The 15,009-nt window shown below is 68.9% G+C and carries 13 protein-coding genes and 1 pseudogene; 4 read left to right on the top strand and 10 right to left on the bottom strand.

Going from position 1 to position 15,009, the window contains the following annotated elements; genetic code table 11:
- Together VGL85_RS04645 and queA are read right to left on the bottom strand one after the other, a co-directional pair.
- The coding region (locus tag VGL85_RS04645; protein ID WP_331586477.1) for a tRNA-guanine transglycosylase at positions 1-282 on the bottom strand (282 nt) is incomplete at its 3' end.
- Between the two features lie 8 nt (positions 283-290).
- Positions 291-1,373: pseudogene (gene queA / locus VGL85_RS04640) on the bottom strand (tRNA preQ1(34) S-adenosylmethionine ribosyltransferase-isomerase QueA); the annotation flags it as partial.
- A 66-nt stretch (positions 1,374-1,439) separates the two neighbouring features.
- Here queA and VGL85_RS04635 point away from each other — a divergent pair.
- On the top strand, positions 1,440-2,462 hold the full coding sequence (locus tag VGL85_RS04635; RefSeq protein WP_331586475.1) for an endonuclease/exonuclease/phosphatase family protein: 1,023 nt from the start codon (positions 1,440-1,442) through the stop codon (positions 2,460-2,462).
- 11 nt (positions 2,463-2,473) lie between these two features.
- Here the strand turns inward: VGL85_RS04635 and VGL85_RS04630 are convergent, their stop codons facing one another.
- From VGL85_RS04630 to gyrA, 4 genes are all read right to left on the bottom strand, one after another.
- On the bottom strand, positions 2,474-2,935 hold the full coding sequence (locus tag VGL85_RS04630; RefSeq protein ID WP_331586473.1) for a peptidylprolyl isomerase: 462 nt from the start codon (positions 2,933-2,935) through the stop codon (positions 2,474-2,476).
- On the bottom strand, positions 2,935-3,828 hold the full coding sequence (locus tag VGL85_RS04625; RefSeq protein ID WP_331586471.1) for a peptidylprolyl isomerase: 894 nt from the start codon (positions 3,826-3,828) through the stop codon (positions 2,935-2,937). The genes VGL85_RS04630 and VGL85_RS04625 overlap by 1 nt, the downstream gene beginning before the upstream one ends.
- 46 nt (positions 3,829-3,874) lie before the next feature.
- Positions 3,875-4,369 (bottom strand): pantetheine-phosphate adenylyltransferase, encoded by a 495-nt coding sequence (coaD, locus tag VGL85_RS04620; RefSeq protein WP_331586469.1) that lies wholly within the window; start codon positions 4,367-4,369, stop codon positions 3,875-3,877.
- A 77-nt stretch (positions 4,370-4,446) separates the two neighbouring features.
- The gene (gene gyrA / locus VGL85_RS04615; RefSeq protein WP_414695176.1) at positions 4,447-7,221 is read right to left on the bottom strand and encodes a DNA gyrase subunit A; all 2,775 of its coding nucleotides are present in this window, start codon (positions 7,219-7,221) and stop codon (positions 4,447-4,449) included.
- A gap of 318 nt (positions 7,222-7,539) precedes the next feature.
- Here gyrA and VGL85_RS04610 point away from each other — a divergent pair, with 318 nt between their 5' ends.
- The 3 genes from VGL85_RS04610 (at position 7,540) to VGL85_RS04600 (ending at position 10,224) form a co-directional block, all read left to right on the top strand.
- Positions 7,540-8,598 (top strand): 2OG-Fe(II) oxygenase, encoded by a 1,059-nt coding sequence (locus VGL85_RS04610; RefSeq protein WP_331586465.1) that lies wholly within the window; start codon positions 7,540-7,542, stop codon positions 8,596-8,598.
- Positions 8,598-9,686, top strand: a complete 1,089-nt coding sequence (locus tag VGL85_RS04605; RefSeq protein ID WP_331586462.1) for a 2OG-Fe(II) oxygenase family protein — start codon at positions 8,598-8,600, stop codon at positions 9,684-9,686. The genes VGL85_RS04610 and VGL85_RS04605 overlap by 1 nt, the downstream gene beginning before the upstream one ends.
- Positions 9,687-9,753: 67 nt before the next feature.
- Positions 9,754-10,224 carry a DUF3617 domain-containing protein gene (locus VGL85_RS04600; protein ID WP_331586460.1) on the top strand — a complete coding sequence of 157 codons (471 nt, stop codon included), beginning with the start codon at positions 9,754-9,756 and terminating at the stop codon, positions 10,222-10,224.
- Between the two features lie 6 nt (positions 10,225-10,230).
- Here the strand turns inward: VGL85_RS04600 and ssb are convergent, their stop codons facing one another.
- The 4 genes from ssb to VGL85_RS04580 form a co-directional block, all read right to left on the bottom strand.
- Complete coding sequence (gene ssb / locus VGL85_RS04595; protein ID WP_331586458.1) at positions 10,231-10,713, bottom strand: single-stranded DNA-binding protein; 483 nt, start codon at positions 10,711-10,713, stop codon at positions 10,231-10,233.
- A gap of 131 nt (positions 10,714-10,844) precedes the next feature.
- Positions 10,845-11,246 carry a hypothetical protein gene (locus VGL85_RS04590; RefSeq protein WP_331586456.1) on the bottom strand — a complete coding sequence of 134 codons (402 nt, stop codon included), beginning with the start codon at positions 11,244-11,246 and terminating at the stop codon, positions 10,845-10,847.
- A gap of 56 nt (positions 11,247-11,302) precedes the next feature.
- Entirely contained in the window at positions 11,303-11,986 is a 684-nt protein-coding gene (locus tag VGL85_RS04585) for a hypothetical protein (protein WP_331586454.1), read from the bottom strand.
- A gap of 46 nt (positions 11,987-12,032) precedes the next feature.
- Positions 12,033-14,924 carry a hypothetical protein gene (locus VGL85_RS04580; protein ID WP_331586452.1) on the bottom strand — a complete coding sequence of 964 codons (2,892 nt, stop codon included), beginning with the start codon at positions 14,922-14,924 and terminating at the stop codon, positions 12,033-12,035.
- Positions 14,925-15,009: the final 85 nt, after the last annotated feature.

Below are 15,009 nucleotides of genomic sequence, written 5' to 3'. Positions count from 1 at the left end.
GCCACTATCGGTCAGGATCGGCTTTTCCCAGCGCATGAACCGGTGCAGCCCGCCCAGCCGCGCGACGCGCTCGGCCGTGGGCCGCAGCATCAGGTGGTAGGTGTTGCCCAGCAGGATGTCGGCGTCGCTCCGGGCGACCTGCTCTACGGTCAGCGCCTTCACCGTGCCGGCCGTACCCACCGGCATGAAGGCCGGTGTGCGGATCTCGCCGCGCGGGGTGGACAGCATCCCGGTGCGCGCCCTGCCGTCGATGGCGGCGATCGTGAAGGGGAAGGCCGCCATAAGGCCGCCCTCCAGAGCAGGCTGGCGTCGCCGTAGGAATAAAAGCGGTAGCCGGTGGCGATGGCGTGGGCGTAGGCGGCGCGCATGGTCTCCAAGCCCGCAAACGCGCTCACCAGCATGAACAGGGTCGAGCGCGGCAGGTGGAAGTTGGTCATCAACCCGTCGGCGGCGCGGAAGCGGTAGCCCGGCGTGATGAAGATCGCGGTCTCGGCCATGAACGGGCGCACGACGCCGTCTTCGCCGCTCGCCGATTCCAGCAGGCGCAGCGAGGTGGTGCCGACACAGACGATCCGCCCGCCGGCGCGGCGCACCGCGTTCAGGCGCTCGGCCGTAGCCGCGTCGAGCTCGCCCCACTCGGGATGCATGCGGTGCTGGGCGACATCCTCGGTCTTCACCGGCAGGAAGGTGCCGGCGCCGACGTGCAGGGTCACGAAGGCGGTCGTGACGCCCCTCGCCTCCAAGGCCGCGAACAGCTGCGGCGTGAAGTGCAGGCCCGCCGTGGGCGCGGCCACCGAGCCGTCCTCGGCGGCATAGACGGTCTGGTAGTCGGCCCGGTCCCGCTCGTCCTCGGCGCGCCGGGCGGCGATGTAGGGCGGCAGCGGCATGGCTCCCCGCTCGGCGATGGCGGCGTCGAGGTCCAGGCCGGAGAGGTCGAAACTGAGCGTCACCTCGCCGCCTTCGCCCTTGGCAGTGACGGTGGCGTCGAGCGCGCCCAGCAGGCAGGCGCGGTCATGGGTCTCGCCGAAGACGATGCGGTCGCCCTCGGCCAACCGCTTGCCGGGGCGCATGAAGGCCGTCCAGCGATGCGGGGCGAGCCTGCGGTGCAGGGTGGCTTCGACGGCCACCTGGCTGTCGCCGCGATAGCGCACGCCCTTCAACCGCGCCGGGATCACCTTCGTATCGTTCAGCAGCAGGAGGTCGCCCGCCTTGAGTTCATTCGGAAGGTCACGGACGGTCAGGTCGCGCATGTCGGCGTCATCGCAGCGCGCGCCCGGCGCCACCACCAGCAGGCGCGCCGAGTCCCGCGGGCTGGCGGGCCGCAGCGCGATCGCGGAATCGGGAAGTTCGAAGTCGAAGTCGGCGAGCTGCATGGACCGCGGGTCAAGCGCATGGGTTCCGCTCGCGGTCAAGCTGGACCGATGCTAGGAGCGGGCCCGATGCGCAGCCTGTGGCGAGTCCTTTGCTGGATCCTGGAGGCCTTGGCGTGGGCGCTGGCTCTGATCGCCGCCGCCGCGGCGGTGGGGGCCCACGGGGGACGCTGGAACGCCAAGCTGGACCTGCTGACCCATCCCGCCCTGGCCTGGCTGGCGGGCGGGGCCGCGGCCTTTGTCCTGTCCTGGTTCTCGCCCAGCCTGTGGCGTGGCTGGACGATCCGGGCGCTGTCGCTGGTGGCGCTGGCCGCCGCCTTGGGGCTGCTCGCCCCTGACCTGAGGCGCCCTTCTCCGCCGCCAACCGCTTCCGGGCCCCAACCCCAGATCAAGCTCATCGAGTTCAACGCCTGGGAGCGGAACCGCAGCCCGCAGGCGGTGGCGCGCTGGATCGCGGCGCAGGACCCCGACATCGTCGTGGTGATCGAGCCCAGCGAGCCACTCAAGACGGCCATCGACGCGACCACGAACCTGCACACCTTCATGGCCAATAACTCGATCATCGGCCTGCGCCACAAGCCGATCCGCCAGCGCGTCGCCTGGGACGCCCACGAGCTGGCTGGGCGGATCTTTTTCCTGAACTGGCCGTCGATCTATGGGTTCGACGGCAAGCCCTTCGACCTGCTGGGCGTGCATATCGACTGGCCGATCCCGGCGCGCAAGCGGCGCGCCGAGGACCTTCACCTGACCCTGATCCTCGACCAGGAGGACCATGACCGCGCGATCCTGGCCGGCGACTTCAACTCCGCCCAATGGTCGTTTCGCCAGCAGGGCGTCGATGGGGCGCTCGGCCTGGAGCGGCGCGACCGCCTGCAGCCCACCTGGCCGGCGCTGATCCCCCAGCTGCACGGCCAGGCGTTCCCGGGGCCGCCGTTCATACCGATCGACCACATTTACGCGGGATCGCTCTGGCGCACGGTGAAGGTGGAACGCGGCCCGCGGCTTGGCTCCGACCACTATCCGCTGATCGCGACCCTGGCCTGGACCGGCCCGGTGGGCGGCGATCCCAAGCTCTGGCCGAACGCCCGCTAGGCGCCGCCGGGTCAGGCGTCGGCGGCGACCTTGGCCGAGACGATCTTGCCCGGCTCGCGCGGGGGCTCGCCCTTGGGCAGGGCGTCGACGTTCTCCATGCCTTCGGTCACCTCGCCCCAGACCGTGTACTGGCGGTCGAGGAAGGTCGCGTCATCGAAGCAGATGAAGAACTGGCTGTTGGCCGAGTTTGGATTGGATGAGCGCGCCATGGAACAGGCGCCGCGCACGTGCGGCTCGGCGTTGAACTCGGAGGGCAGGTTCGGCTTGTCCGAGCCGCCCATGCCGGTGCCGGTCGGATCGCCGCCCTGGGCCATGAAGCCCGGGATCACCCGGTGGAAGACCACGCCGTCGTAGAAGCCCTCGCGGGCCAGCTCCTTGATCCTGGCGACGTGCTGGGGCGCGAGGTCGGGCCGCAGTTTGATCGTCACCGGTCCGGTGGAGAGCTCCAGCAGGAGGGTATTTTCCGGGTCCATCACTTCACCTCAACAGGAATGTCGATATCGCAGGCTGTGAAATCGGCGCCCTTGGCGGCGCGCACGTACTCGATCTCGGCCTTGAACCAGGGGCTCTTGTCGTCGATCACCCGGATCTTGGGGCGGGTGGCCTCGGGCATGTCGGCCAGGACGTGGACGTGTTCCATATAGTCCTGCGGCTGCTCGACCGGTTCCCCGGTCTTGATGGCCCTGACCACGTCCTCACCGGCGATCACCCGGCCGATGGCGGTGTAGCGCTTCTCCAGTGACGGATAGGCCTGGCGCATCAGGAAGAACTGGCTGTTGCCGCTGTCGGGGTTTTCGTCTCGCGCGATGCCGACCACGCCGGGGCAATAGAGGCCCCAGGCGGTGACCTTCTGGTCCTTGGTCATGGCCGACAGCGCCATGGACTGGCTGGTCACCGGCATGGACTTGATGAAACCCACCTCGGCCACGGTCTGGTCGGCGGCCATGACGAACGGCAGGTCGGCGCCACGGCGGAAAGTGAATTCGGCAGGCGTGTTGGGCTTGGACGAGCCGCCCTGACCGTTGTTCTGCGGATCGCCCGTCTGGGCCATGAACTTGTCGATCACCCGGAAGAACCGCAGGCCGTCATAGAAGCCTTCATGCGCCAGGGCGCGGATCTGGGCGGCGTTCTGAGGCGCGATTGCCGGGGTCAGCTCGACGATGATGCGGCCCTTGTTGGTGTCGATCACCAGGATGTCATTCGGGTCGGGCGTGCGCCAGTCGGACGGACCGGGCGCGGCCGGCGCCGCGGGCTTGGGCGGGACCACCGGAGCGGCGGCCTTCTTCGAGGCGGCGGAAGCGCCGGCGGCGAGCGCCCCGGCCGCGAGAGCAACGGCGCAGGCGGCCGTGATGAGGATGCGTTTCATGGATTCACTCGTAGCGGGCTCGGGTTGCGGACGCCAGCCGGCGGGCTCAGCCGCGGCCGACCTTGGCCAGCAGGCGATCCTTGACTGGGGCGCTGACGAACTTGGTCACGTCGCCGCCAAGCTGGGCGATCTCCTTGATCAGCTTGGACGCGATCGCCTGGTGGCGCGGATCGGCCATCAGGAACACGGTCTCGATCTCGCGGTCGAGCTGCTGGTTCATGGCGGTCATCTGGAATTCGAACTCGAAGTCGGCCACGGCGCGCAGACCGCGCACGATCACCTGGGCGCCGACCTCGCGGGCGAAGTGCATGGTCAGGCCCTCGAAGGGCTGGACGACGATCTCGGCGCGATTGCGCAGGGGCTCGACCGCCTCTTCGGCCATGGCCACCCGCTCATCGAGCGAGAACATGGGGCCCTTGCCGGCGTTGATGGCGATGCCCAGGATCAGCTTGTCGACCAGCTTCACGGCGCGGCCGATCAGGTCCATGTGGCCGTTGTGGATGGGATCGAACGTGCCCGGATACAGCCCGATGCGGGTCATGCGGCTTGTCCCCCAACAACCTGACCTTCGCCTTTCGCCGCCGCGCGGGTTTCTGGCAAGGGGAAACTTAGCCGCGATCAGGTTTCGGGCGTGTCCGGAGCGTCGTCGCCGCCCTCCGCCCCGCCTTCGGGCTGGCCCTCGCCTTCGTCCTGCGCCTCGTCCTCGCCGGTGTCGGCCAAGCGTTCGACCGAGACCACATGCTCCTCTTCGGAGGTGCGGAAGATAATCACCCCCTGGGTGTTGCGGCTGGCGATACGGACCTGGCTGACCGGCGTGCGGATCAACTGGCCCTGGTCGGTGACCAGCAGGATCTGATCGGGGTCCTCCACCGGGAACGAAGCCGCCAGGCGGCCGCCGCGCTTGCTCAGATCCTGGGCCAGCAGGCCCTGGCCGCCCCGGCCGGTGCGCCGGAAGTCGTAGGCGGACGAGCGCTTGCCGTAGCCTTCGGTGGAGACCGTGAGGATAAATTCCTCGGCGGCGCCCAGCTCGGCGATCCGCTCGACGGAAAGGGTCACGGCCTCGCCGTCGGCGTCGAGATCCTCCTCCTCGGGGGCCGGCGCCTCATCGCCCTCGCCCGCCTCGCCGCTCGCCGCCGCGCGCATGGCGGTGGCGTGCTTCATATAGGCGGCCCGTTCGGCCGGCGTGGCCTGCACCGAGCGCAGGATGGCCATGGAGATCACGCTGTCGCCATCGGCCAGGCGCACGCCGCGCACGCCGGTGGAATCGCGCCCGGCGAACACCCGCACCTCTTCTGTGGCGAAGCGAATGCAGCGGCCGAGCGCGGTGGTCAGCAGGATGTCGTTGACGCCGGCATTGCAGACGCCCACGCCGATGATCTGGTCGCCCTCGTCCAGCTTCATGGCGATCTTGCCGTTGCGGCGCACGTCGACGAAATCGGAGAGCTTGTTGCGGCGGACGCCACCGGACTTGGTGGCGAACATCACGTCGTACTGGTCCCAGCTCGCCTCGTCCTCCGGCAGCGGCAGGATCGAGGTGATGCTTTCGCCGGGTTCGATCGGCAGCAGGTTCACCCAGGCCTTGCCGCGCGAGGTCGGCGTGCCGATCGGCAGGCGCCAGACCTTCAGCTTGTAGGCCTTGCCACCGGACGAGAAGAACAGCACCGGGGTGTGGGTGTTGGCCGAGAAGACGCGGGTCACCGCATCCTCATCCTTGGTGGACATGCCCGAGCGGCCTTTGCCGCCCCGGTGTTGGGTCCGGTAGATGCTGAGCGGGGTGCGCTTCACATAGCCGCCGTGGGTCACGGTGATGACCATGTCCTCACGCGCGATCAGGTCCTCGTCCTCGACGTCGGCGTCGCCTTCGACAATCTCGGTGCGGCGCGGCACGGCGAAGGCTTCCCTCACCTCCACCAGCTCTTCGCGCACGATGGCCATGACCCGTTCGCGGGAGGACAGGATATCGAGATAGCCCTGGATGGCGGTGGCCAGCTCGCGCGCCTCGCCGAAGATCTCGTCGCGGCCGAGGCCGGTCAGGCGCGACAGGGTGAGCGCCAGGATGGCGCGGGCCTGCTCGTCGGAAAGGCGGATCTTGTTTCCGTCGATCACCAGGGTGCGCGGGTCGGCGATCAGCTCGACGAGCGGCAGCATGTCGGCGGCGGGCCAGTCCCTGGCGATCAGCCGTTCGCGCGCCTCGGCCGGGTCCTTGGACGAGCGGATGATGTGGATGAACTCATCGATGTTGGCGACGGCGATGGCCAGGCCAACCAGCACGTGGCCGCGGTCGCGCGACTTGCTGAGTTCAAACTTGGTGCGCCGGACGACGACCTCTTCGCGGAAGTCCACGAAGGCGGTGACCATCTCGCGCAGGCCCATCTGCTCGGGCCGCCCGCGGTTCAGCGCCAGCATGTTGACCCCGAAGGAGGTCTGTAGCGGCGTGAAGCGGTAGAGTTGGTTCAGGATCACGTCGGCCGGGGCGTCGCGCTTCATCTCGATGACGATGCGCATGCCTTGGCGGTCGCTCTCGTCGCGCAGGTCGGCGACGCCCTCGACCCGCTTCTCCCGCACCAGCTCGGCGATGCGCTCCACCAGCGCGGCCTTGTTCACCTGGTAGGGGATGGAGTGGATGACGATCGCCTCCCGCTCCTTGCGGATCTCCTCGACCGAGGCCACGCCGCGCATGATCACCGAGCCGCGGCCGGTCATCAGCGCGGTGCGGGCGGCCGTTCGGCCGATGATCTGGCCGCCGGTCGGGAAATCCGGGCCAGGGACGATGTCCAGCAGGGTCTCGAGGCTGACGTCCGGGTCGTCGACATAGGCCAGGCAGGCGTCCACCACCTCGCCCAGATTGTGCGGTGGGATGTTGGTGGCCATGCCGACGGCGATGCCGCCCGCGCCATTGACCAGCAGGTTCGGCACCCGGCTGGGCATCACCACCGGCTCGTGCTCGGAGCCGTCGTAGTTGTCCTTGAAGTCGACGGTTTCCTTGTCGAGGTCGGCCAGGATCGACATGGCGGCCTTGGTCAGCCGGCACTCGGTGTAGCGCATGGCGGCCGGCGGATCGTTATCCACTGAGCCGAAGTTGCCCTGGCCGTCGATCAGCAGCAGCCCCATGGAGAACGGCTGGGCCATTCGCACCAGGGTGTCGTAGATCGCCAGGTCCCCGTGCGGGTGGTATTTGCCCATCACGTCACCGACCACGCGGGCGGATTTGACGTAGGAGCGCTCGGGCGTGTGCCCCTGCTCGTTCATCGAGAACAGGATGCGCCGGTGCACCGGCTTCAGGCCGTCGCGCACGTCCGGCAGGGCGCGGCTGACGATCACGCTCATGGCGTAGTCGAGGTACGAGCGCTTCAGCTCGTCCTCGATGGCGATCGGGGCGATGCCCCCGCCAATCGGATTTCCGGGCGCGCCCGCGGGCCGATCGGCCGGCGGGTTGGTGTTTTCGTCGGTCAAGGGAGGGATTTAGCCGTGAGAATCGGACGCTTATGTGGGGTCCATGGTTAGCACCCGGAAGGCCCCAGCGCCAACTTTCGTGCGCGCGCGTACGCGTACGCGAAGATTTGCGGTCAGCCGGAATTCGCGCCGCAACGCCGGAGCCGCAAAAGCGACGCATTGGCGGCACATGGCCGGCGGCTCAAGAGGCGGTGACCGCGCCGCGGCGGCGTCCTAAAACACAGCGCGATCACGCCCGCCACCGGACCCCCGCCCTCCATGTCGCTCATCATCGGCGAGCCCGCGCCCTGGTTCAAAGCGCCGACGCCCACCAATCCTGAGTTCCTGTTCGACACGGTGGCCGGGCGCTACGTCCTGCTGGCCTTCCTGCCGGCGGGCGACAACGCCACGGCGACCGTGGCGGTGAAGGCCCTGGCCGGCCATCGCGAGCTGTTCGACGACGAGAAGCTGAGCGCGTTCGTGGTGACCCGCGATCCCGAGACGGCGGCGACCGCCAGGGACATGCCCGGCCTGCGCTGGTTCCTCGACCTCGATGGCGCCATCAGCCGCCAGTACCGCGCGCTGGGCCCGGACGGCGCGGAGCATCCGCACTGGCTGCTGCTTGACCCGAGCCTGCGGGTGCTGGGCCATGTGGGCATCGGTAACACCGAGATGATCTTCGCCGCCCTGTCCCGGCTGAAACCGCCATCGGACCATGCCGGCGTGCCCCTGCATGCGCCTGTGCTGACCGTGCCCCGGATCTTCGAGCCGGAGCTCTGCGCGCGGCTGATCGCCCTGCACCAGGCGGACGGCGGGCGTTTCACCGGCGTCATGCGCGACGTGGGCGAGCGCACTGTGGCGGTGATGGACGAGCTGAAGAAGCGCCGCGACGTCCTGATCGGCGACGAGGACCTGCAGGCGCTGCTGCGCGAGCGGATGCAGCGGCGGCTTTTCCCGATGATCGAGCGCGGCCTGGGCTTCGAGGTCACCCGGATCGAGCGCTATGTCCTGGCCTGCTACGACGCCGCCGACGAGGCGGTGTTCCACGCTCATCGGGATTCCACGACCCAGGGCACCGCCCACCGCCGGTTCGCCTGTTCGATCAACCTCAACGGCGACTTCGAAGGCGGCGACCTGCGCTTTCCAGAGTTCGGCCACAAGACCTACCGGCCGCCGGTGGGCGGGGCGGTGGTGTTCTCTTGTAGCCTGCTGCACGAGGCGACGCGGGTGACCCGGGGCCGCCGCTACGCCTTCCTGCCGTTCTTCTACGACGAAGCGGGCGCGGCGATCCGCGCGGCCTATCACGCCCGGGCGGGCGAGACCGAGGCGGCGCTGTAGTGGACGCCCGCCCCGACCTCGCCGCCTGGACGCCGCCCTTCGCGCCTGGCGATCCCGCGCCCTGGTTCACCCTGCCGAGCCCGGCGACCGACAACTTCCATTTCAGCACGACGGTGGGTCACTACCTGCTCCTGGGCTTCCTGCCGCCGCCCGGCTCGGCGCGCGACGCCGCGATCGCCGCGTTCCAGTCGCGCCGCCGCCTGTTCGACGACAACAAGCTCACAGCCTTCCTGGTGGTCCATGATGCGGCCTCGATCGCCAGCGTCCGCAACCAGCTCCCGGGACTGCGCTGGTTCCTCGACGCCGAGGGCCAGGTGAGCCGGCTCTATGGGGCCCTGGACGCCGACGGGACGGAGCATCCGTTCTGGCTGCTGCTGGACCCCTCGCATCGGGTGCTCTGGGCCGGCGCCGCGGAGCAGGCGGACGCGCTGACCGCCGAACTGGACCGGCTGCCGCCGCTCGACGACTATGCCGGCGTGGCGCTGTACGCCCCGGTGCTGATCATTCCGCGGGTCATCGAGCCCAATATCTGCCGCGAGTTGATCGCGCTTTACGACGCCCAGGGCGGGACGCCCTCCGGCGTCATGCGCGACGTGGATGGCCGCACCGTTGGCGTGCTGGACGACTTCAAGAAGCGCCGGGACGTCTTCATCGAGGATCGCGACCTGCGCGACCGGTTGCTCGGGCGCATCGCCCGGCGGATCGCACCGGAGATCGAGAAGGCCTACCAGTTCAAGACCACCCGGCTCGAGCGCTATCTGGTCGCCCGCTACGACGCCGAGGAGGGTGGCTATTTCCGCCCCCACCGCGACAACGAGACCTTCGGCACCCGGCACCGCAAGTTCGCGGTCTCGATCAACCTGAACGCCGAGGACTTCGAGGGCGGTGACCTGCGGTTCCCTGAGTTCGGCACGCGCACCTACCGGCCGCCCACCGGCGGGGCGGTGGTCTTCGCCTGCGGCCTGCAGCACGAGGCCACGCCGGTCACCCGCGGGCGCCGCTACGCCTTCCTGCCGTTCCTCTACGATGAGGCCGGCCAGGTGGTCCGGGAGGCCAACACGGGCAAGCTCGACATTTCGCCCGGATGACATTGGCGCTTGCGCCGCGCACGCCGGCTCCCCAACTCCGCCGCATTCTTCCGCCTAGGTCCGCGTCATGACCCGACAGCCTACCGCCGCCCCGCTCCTGGCCGTGCTGGCCCCCGCCGTCCTGGCGCTGGCCGCCGCCGGGCCGGCCGTCGCCCAGAAGGCCATCAACCCCGGCTACTGGGAGACCACCAGCAAGGTCACCGGCATACCCCTGGTGGGCCCGAAGACCGATCGACGCTGCATCCAGCCCTCCGACGTCGTCAAGTTCATGGAGGGCCGGATCAATCACATCTACAAATGCACCTATCCGACCAAGGAGATCGGGGCCGGCAAGATCAAGCTGCAAGGCACCTGCGCCACCAAGGACGGCCCGCCGGTGCCCATCAGCGGCGAAGGTGTCTACACCGCCGATAGCATGCACGTGGAAGCCCGCGTGGTGGCCAGCCTGGGAGGCCTGAACATCCCGGTCCACGCGACCACCGACGCCAAGCGCCTGGGCGACACCTGCCCCGATCCGGCCGCGGGAACCGGAAAATAGTCCCGCCTAGAAGGGGATCTCGTCGTCCAGGTCGGCGGAGAAGTCCTCACGCGGCGCCGCGCTCTGCGTCCGCGGGCCGGAGGAGAAGCCGCCGCCGTTGCTGTAGCCGCCGCCCTCGCCCGCCTCGGCGCCCTCGCCGCGGCCGTCGAGCATGGTGAGTTCGCCGCGGAACTTCTGCAGCACGATCTCGGTGGAAAAGCGCTCGGCGCCCGACTGGTCCTGGTATTTGCGGGTCTGCAGCGCGCCCTCGACATAGACTTTGGCGCCCTTGCGCAGATACTGCTCACAGACGCGCACGATGTTCTCGTTGAACACCACGACGCGGTGCCACTCGGTCTTTTCCCGCCGCTCGCCGCTGCCCTTGTCGCGCCAGTTTTCCGAGGTGGCGATGCGCAGGTTGGCGACGCGGTCGCCGGAGTTGAGGGACCGGATTTCGGGATCGGCCCCGAGGTTGCCGATCAGGATGACCTTGTTGACGCTGCCCGCCATGTTGATGTCCTAAGCTTCCGTGGTTGCGGGCTCCTGCCCGCCGGCAAGCTAGCCGCCGATCATCGCGACAGCAAGAACTTTGTTCCGTCTTTGTTCACGACGGCGACCAACCGTCCACAGACTTCTTGCGCCTATTGCTGCGGCATGGGCATGGCGCCCGGAATCGCCAGCCGGCCGTCGCCGGTGCGCACCAGGGCCACGTAACGCGGACCTTCCAGACTGGTTGAAGTCAGGACGCCTTCCGCTTGAAGAAACAGGAAATTCGATTGATAGGCGCCATAGATATTCTGCTGCGATCCGCCCATCTTCAGGAACTTGATGCGCATGGCCTCGAGGTTGGCGGCGCAGGTCTCAAGGTTCGGCGCCATGACCAGCTTGTTGTACTTCAGCTGGCCGCCCTTCAGCGGGACCACGTGGTAGCAGACCCCTGTGGTTCCCGGCGGCTCGGTCTGCTTCTGGCAGGCCGAAAGGCCAGTCGCGGCGAGGATGGCGGCGGCGAGGATGGCGGCGGCGAGGGGCGTGAAGCGGATCATGCGCGGAATCTACACAAGTAAACAGCGATGCGCGAGCCGGCTGGTCGACCTCTTGATCAGCCCAGCGGCTGGCAGGCGGGGTGGTCCATGAGCGGGCGGAAGCTGCGGTTGTCGGACGAGATGTCGATATGGCCGGGGGTCAGGCGCAGGGTCTGCTGGGCCCAGCGGCCGTAGGCGGCGTCCCCTGCCCGCTCGCAGCGACCGGCGAACAACGCCTGGGCGCAGGCGGTGAGCGGCATGTCCGGCGTGATCCGCCGCCATTGGCCTGCGGCGTAGCGCCAGCAGACATCCGCCGGACCGGCCGCCGTCTGCGGGATTGCGCCCGGAGTCTGGACGGGTTCAGGCGCCTCGGACGCCGGCGAAGGCGACGCGGCGGCCTGTGGCGGCAGGGGTGTGATCATCGCGCCGGCCTGGTTGGCGGCCGCCAGCGCGCCGGTCTGGTCGAGGCCCACGTCCAGGGCGTCGGTGGCGACGCCGTTCCGCTTCGCACAGTCCGCCAGGGCCAGGTCGCCGACGTACTGGCCGGCCACGAAACAGCGCAGGGTCCTGGCGGCGTCGACCTTCGACGGCGGCGCGCCCCTGGACTCGATGACCAAGCCGCCCTGGGAGGCCGGCGGCGGCGGCGTTTTCTCGCCGCGGTGCTGAGAAACGAGCGCCCAGGCGATGGCGAGGCCGGCGAGAAGCGCCACGATCGCGCCGCCGAGCGCCAGCCGGGTCCTGCCGTCCTTCAGGAAATCCATGATCCTGGCTAGCCCCCAGGGCCGCGCGTTTCAAGCGCGGGGCGGCTCAGAGCAGGGAGGAGATCGAGGCGCTGCCGCTGCCGCCGGTCAGGCGCGCCAGGCCCGCCTGCAGGTTGGCGAGCTCATTGGTCAGGTAGGTCGGCACCGGATTGTTGGCGCTGGCGTTGTTGGCCGCGGCCTGCTGGGCCGGACTCGGCGGGTTCGCGGCGGCCACCAGGTCCTTGTAGGCCTGGCGCACCACGCCCTGGGCCGCGGCGATCACCGCCTGGGCGTGGGCGATCTGCGGCGCCGAATTGAGGTTCAGCGTGCTTGACAGGCCCAGGCCGTAGATCTTGGCCCCGCCGTCCGCGGGCAGGGTCTGGTTGTTGCTGAAGGTGGTCTGGTCCAGCACGCCTTCCGGCAAGCCCAGCATCGCAAGCGCATTGCTGCTCGCCGGCCCGGCGCCGAACACGATCTCGGCCTGGGGATAAGCGGGTTTGACGGAAAGCTGCTGCTGGCCGGTGAGGCTGGTGGTGACCGTGGCGGTGGCCTCGAAGCCGGTGGCCCGCTGGATCTTGGTCGCCAGGGTGCTGAGCGTCTCGCCCGGATCGATGGTGATCTTCGTGGGCGGGCTGTTGCCGACGCCGACGGTGAACGAATCGCCCGCCCGCAGGGAGCTTTGCGAGGTGAGCTGCTGCGACTGGTCGCCGCCGATGACGCCCTTGGGCAGGCCCAGCTTGTCCAGCACGCTGGCGCCGGAGCTGTCGACCGCGATGGAGGTCGGCGCGGTCATGCCGTCCTTGCCGCTGAAGCGGGTCGAGTAGCCGACCGCGCCGGTGGCGATGTTGATGTTGGCGACGAAGCCGTCCCGCTTGCCCACCTTGGGCAGGTTCGGCAGATCGGTCCCCGCCGTGCCCGTGATCCAGACCTGGCCGTTGGACACCGCCAGCCCCGTGGCGCGGTCGTCGCCGCTGCCGCCGTAGTAGGCGATGTCGTTGTTCGGGCTGTCGGCCAGGTTCTCGTCGATCTGGGCGGCGAAGGCGTCCGTGCCGCCGGAGGCCGCGCTGGTCACCGTGCCGGCGTTGAGCGCGCCGTTGGTCGTCGTGCCGGCCACCACCACCTGGCCGGAGCCGTTCAGCGACAGACCGGCGATAGTCCCGCCCTGTAGGTCGCCGAGGTCGCGGGTCGACTGCTGCACCGGTGTTCCCGACGACAGGTCGAAGTTGCGCAGGATCGCGTGGCCGTTCTCGACGCTGGCCGTGATCATGGTGTTGCCGTCGACCACCATGCCCTTGACCTGGTCCTGGCTGGTGGTTCCGAAGGTCTGGGTGAAGGCCGCCTTGGGCGCGCCCGTCTTAGGATCGGTGGTCAGGCCCTCGACATAGCCGTCGTAGCCGCCGATGGCGGTCGATCCGCCCGGCATGACGCCCTGCGCCTGGCCGGCCACATAGACGGTCGAGCCGTCGGCGCTGAAGGCCACCGAACTCGCCTGGTCCTGCAGGCGCGAACCGCGGCGGGAGGTCCAGAGCTCGTTGCCCTGGTTGTCGTAGAGGGTGACGAAGCTGTCGGTGTTGTCGCTGAACGAGCCTGTGGCGCCTGAGTTCAGCGCCCCGTCGGTCGAGCCGTCGAGTTCGCCGGTCACCTGGCCCGCCACCGCCACCTGGCCGGTGGAGGAGACCGCCAGGCTGAGGCCGCTGGCGGTGCTCGCGTCGCCCAGGGTGCGCGTATAGATGAGGTTGCCGGCGGAATCGTACTTCAGCAGGGCCACGTCCTGGGTCCCGTTGATCGTCTGGTTGTTCACCGTGCCGCTGACGTCGGCCAGCACGTAGACCGAACCGTCCGGGCCGACCTGGGTGGCGTGGACCGTGCCGATGTTGGGGCCGAGGTTCTGGGTGAAGACCTGGCCGGGGACGTAGTTCGCCTGGCCGTTCTGCGGCGCCGCGGGGACGCTGCTGGTGTCGGTCTGGATCTTCACCAGCTGGGCGTTGGTGTCGGAATCGTTGGTTGTCGGGTCGCTGTCGGGGTCCGGATTGCCGACGGTCTCGCCGACATAGACCGCGTTGGCGGTCTGCGGCGCGTCGAAGCTCACCGTCTCGCTGGTGCCGATATTCACCTGCATGGCGAACTGGTCGGGGCCGGCCGGCAAGGTCACGGTGGTCCCGGCCGCCGTGATGGTCTGCGGCTGCCCGGGAATGCGGTCGAGGGCGACGCGCGTCTCGACGCCGGCCGCCTTAAGCTGCTGGTTTATATAGATGACAACATTCGAGATACTGCGCGGCTGAGATCCCAGGTTCGACAGATCGATCGGGATCGCCGTGGTCTTCTTGTTCAGCGTCACATTGATGTTGAACTGCACGTTGCCGTCGAAGGCCGGCACGTCGGCGGTCATCGAGTTGGTCAGCGGCGCGGTGGTGTAGGTGGTCGCCGGCTTGTTGATCGCCAGGGTCGCCTGGGCGCTGGTCTGGTTGGTGCCGTCGGCCAGCCGCAGGCCCTTGAAGGTCGTGCCGTCGACGAAGCTGGAGACCTGCGAGAGGCCGTTCTGGAAGGCGTTCTCCAGCTGGATCGCCTGCTCCGGATCCTTGTTGGTGTTGGCAGCGGTGGCGATGTCCTCCAGCGAGGTCAGCCCCTGGTAGAGCGAGAACAGCTTGGTGTAGTCGCCCGTCGGGTCCGGCGTGCTGAGCTGCGGGGTGTTCGAGCCCCCCATGATCGGCTGGCCGGCGAGCGCGCTCTGGACATTGGTGTTCGACTGGGCCGCGGTCTCCTGGGTGTTCCAGGGCGGCGCCGGCGGGGTGGATTGCGATGCGGCGCCCGCGCCCGACGACGAGATTCCGGCGAGGCTGGCGGTGCTTATAGGCGTCGTCGCCAGCGAGGACAGGTCCAGGCTGATGATGCCGAAGCTGTTGGTGTTCGACGTGTTGAACAGGCCGAGCACATAACTCTGGTTCGCCGAAGTGACCATGACACGCCTAGCGCGGACGCAACTGTCCGCGCGTGCACCATGCTCTCGGAAGCCCTGCCCGATCGTTAAGAAACGCCAGCCTTCG

The organism is Phenylobacterium sp. (genome assembly GCF_036501465.1).
Classification (GTDB): domain Bacteria; phylum Pseudomonadota; class Alphaproteobacteria; order Caulobacterales; family Caulobacteraceae; genus Phenylobacterium.
The sequence above is the reverse complement of the archived record's forward strand: the minus strand, read 5'-3'. Positions and strand labels throughout refer to the sequence as shown.

Bases quoted from the DNA above. Each gene is read 5' to 3' on its own strand.
- VGL85_RS04635 (WP_331586475.1), top strand. From the start codon at position 1,440: ATGCGCAGCCTGTGGCGAGTCCTTTGCTGGATCCTGGAGGCCTTGGCG.
- VGL85_RS04630 (WP_331586473.1), bottom strand. From the start codon at position 2,935: ATGGACCCGGAAAATACCCTCCTGCTGGAGCTCTCCACCGGACCGGTG.
- VGL85_RS04625 (WP_331586471.1), bottom strand. From the start codon at position 3,828: ATGAAACGCATCCTCATCACGGCCGCCTGCGCCGTTGCTCTCGCGGCC.
- coaD (WP_331586469.1), bottom strand. From the start codon at position 4,369: ATGACCCGCATCGGGCTGTATCCGGGCACGTTCGATCCCATCCACAAC.
- VGL85_RS04610 (WP_331586465.1), top strand. From the start codon at position 7,540: ATGTCGCTCATCATCGGCGAGCCCGCGCCCTGGTTCAAAGCGCCGACG.
- VGL85_RS04600 (WP_331586460.1), top strand. From the start codon at position 9,754: ATGACCCGACAGCCTACCGCCGCCCCGCTCCTGGCCGTGCTGGCCCCC.
- ssb (WP_331586458.1), bottom strand. From the start codon at position 10,713: ATGGCGGGCAGCGTCAACAAGGTCATCCTGATCGGCAACCTCGGGGCC.
- VGL85_RS04590 (WP_331586456.1), bottom strand. From the start codon at position 11,246: ATGATCCGCTTCACGCCCCTCGCCGCCGCCATCCTCGCCGCCGCCATC.
- VGL85_RS04585 (WP_331586454.1), bottom strand. From the start codon at position 11,986: ATGGATTTCCTGAAGGACGGCAGGACCCGGCTGGCGCTCGGCGGCGCG.
- VGL85_RS04580 (WP_331586452.1), bottom strand. From the start codon at position 14,924: ATGGTCACTTCGGCGAACCAGAGTTATGTGCTCGGCCTGTTCAACACG.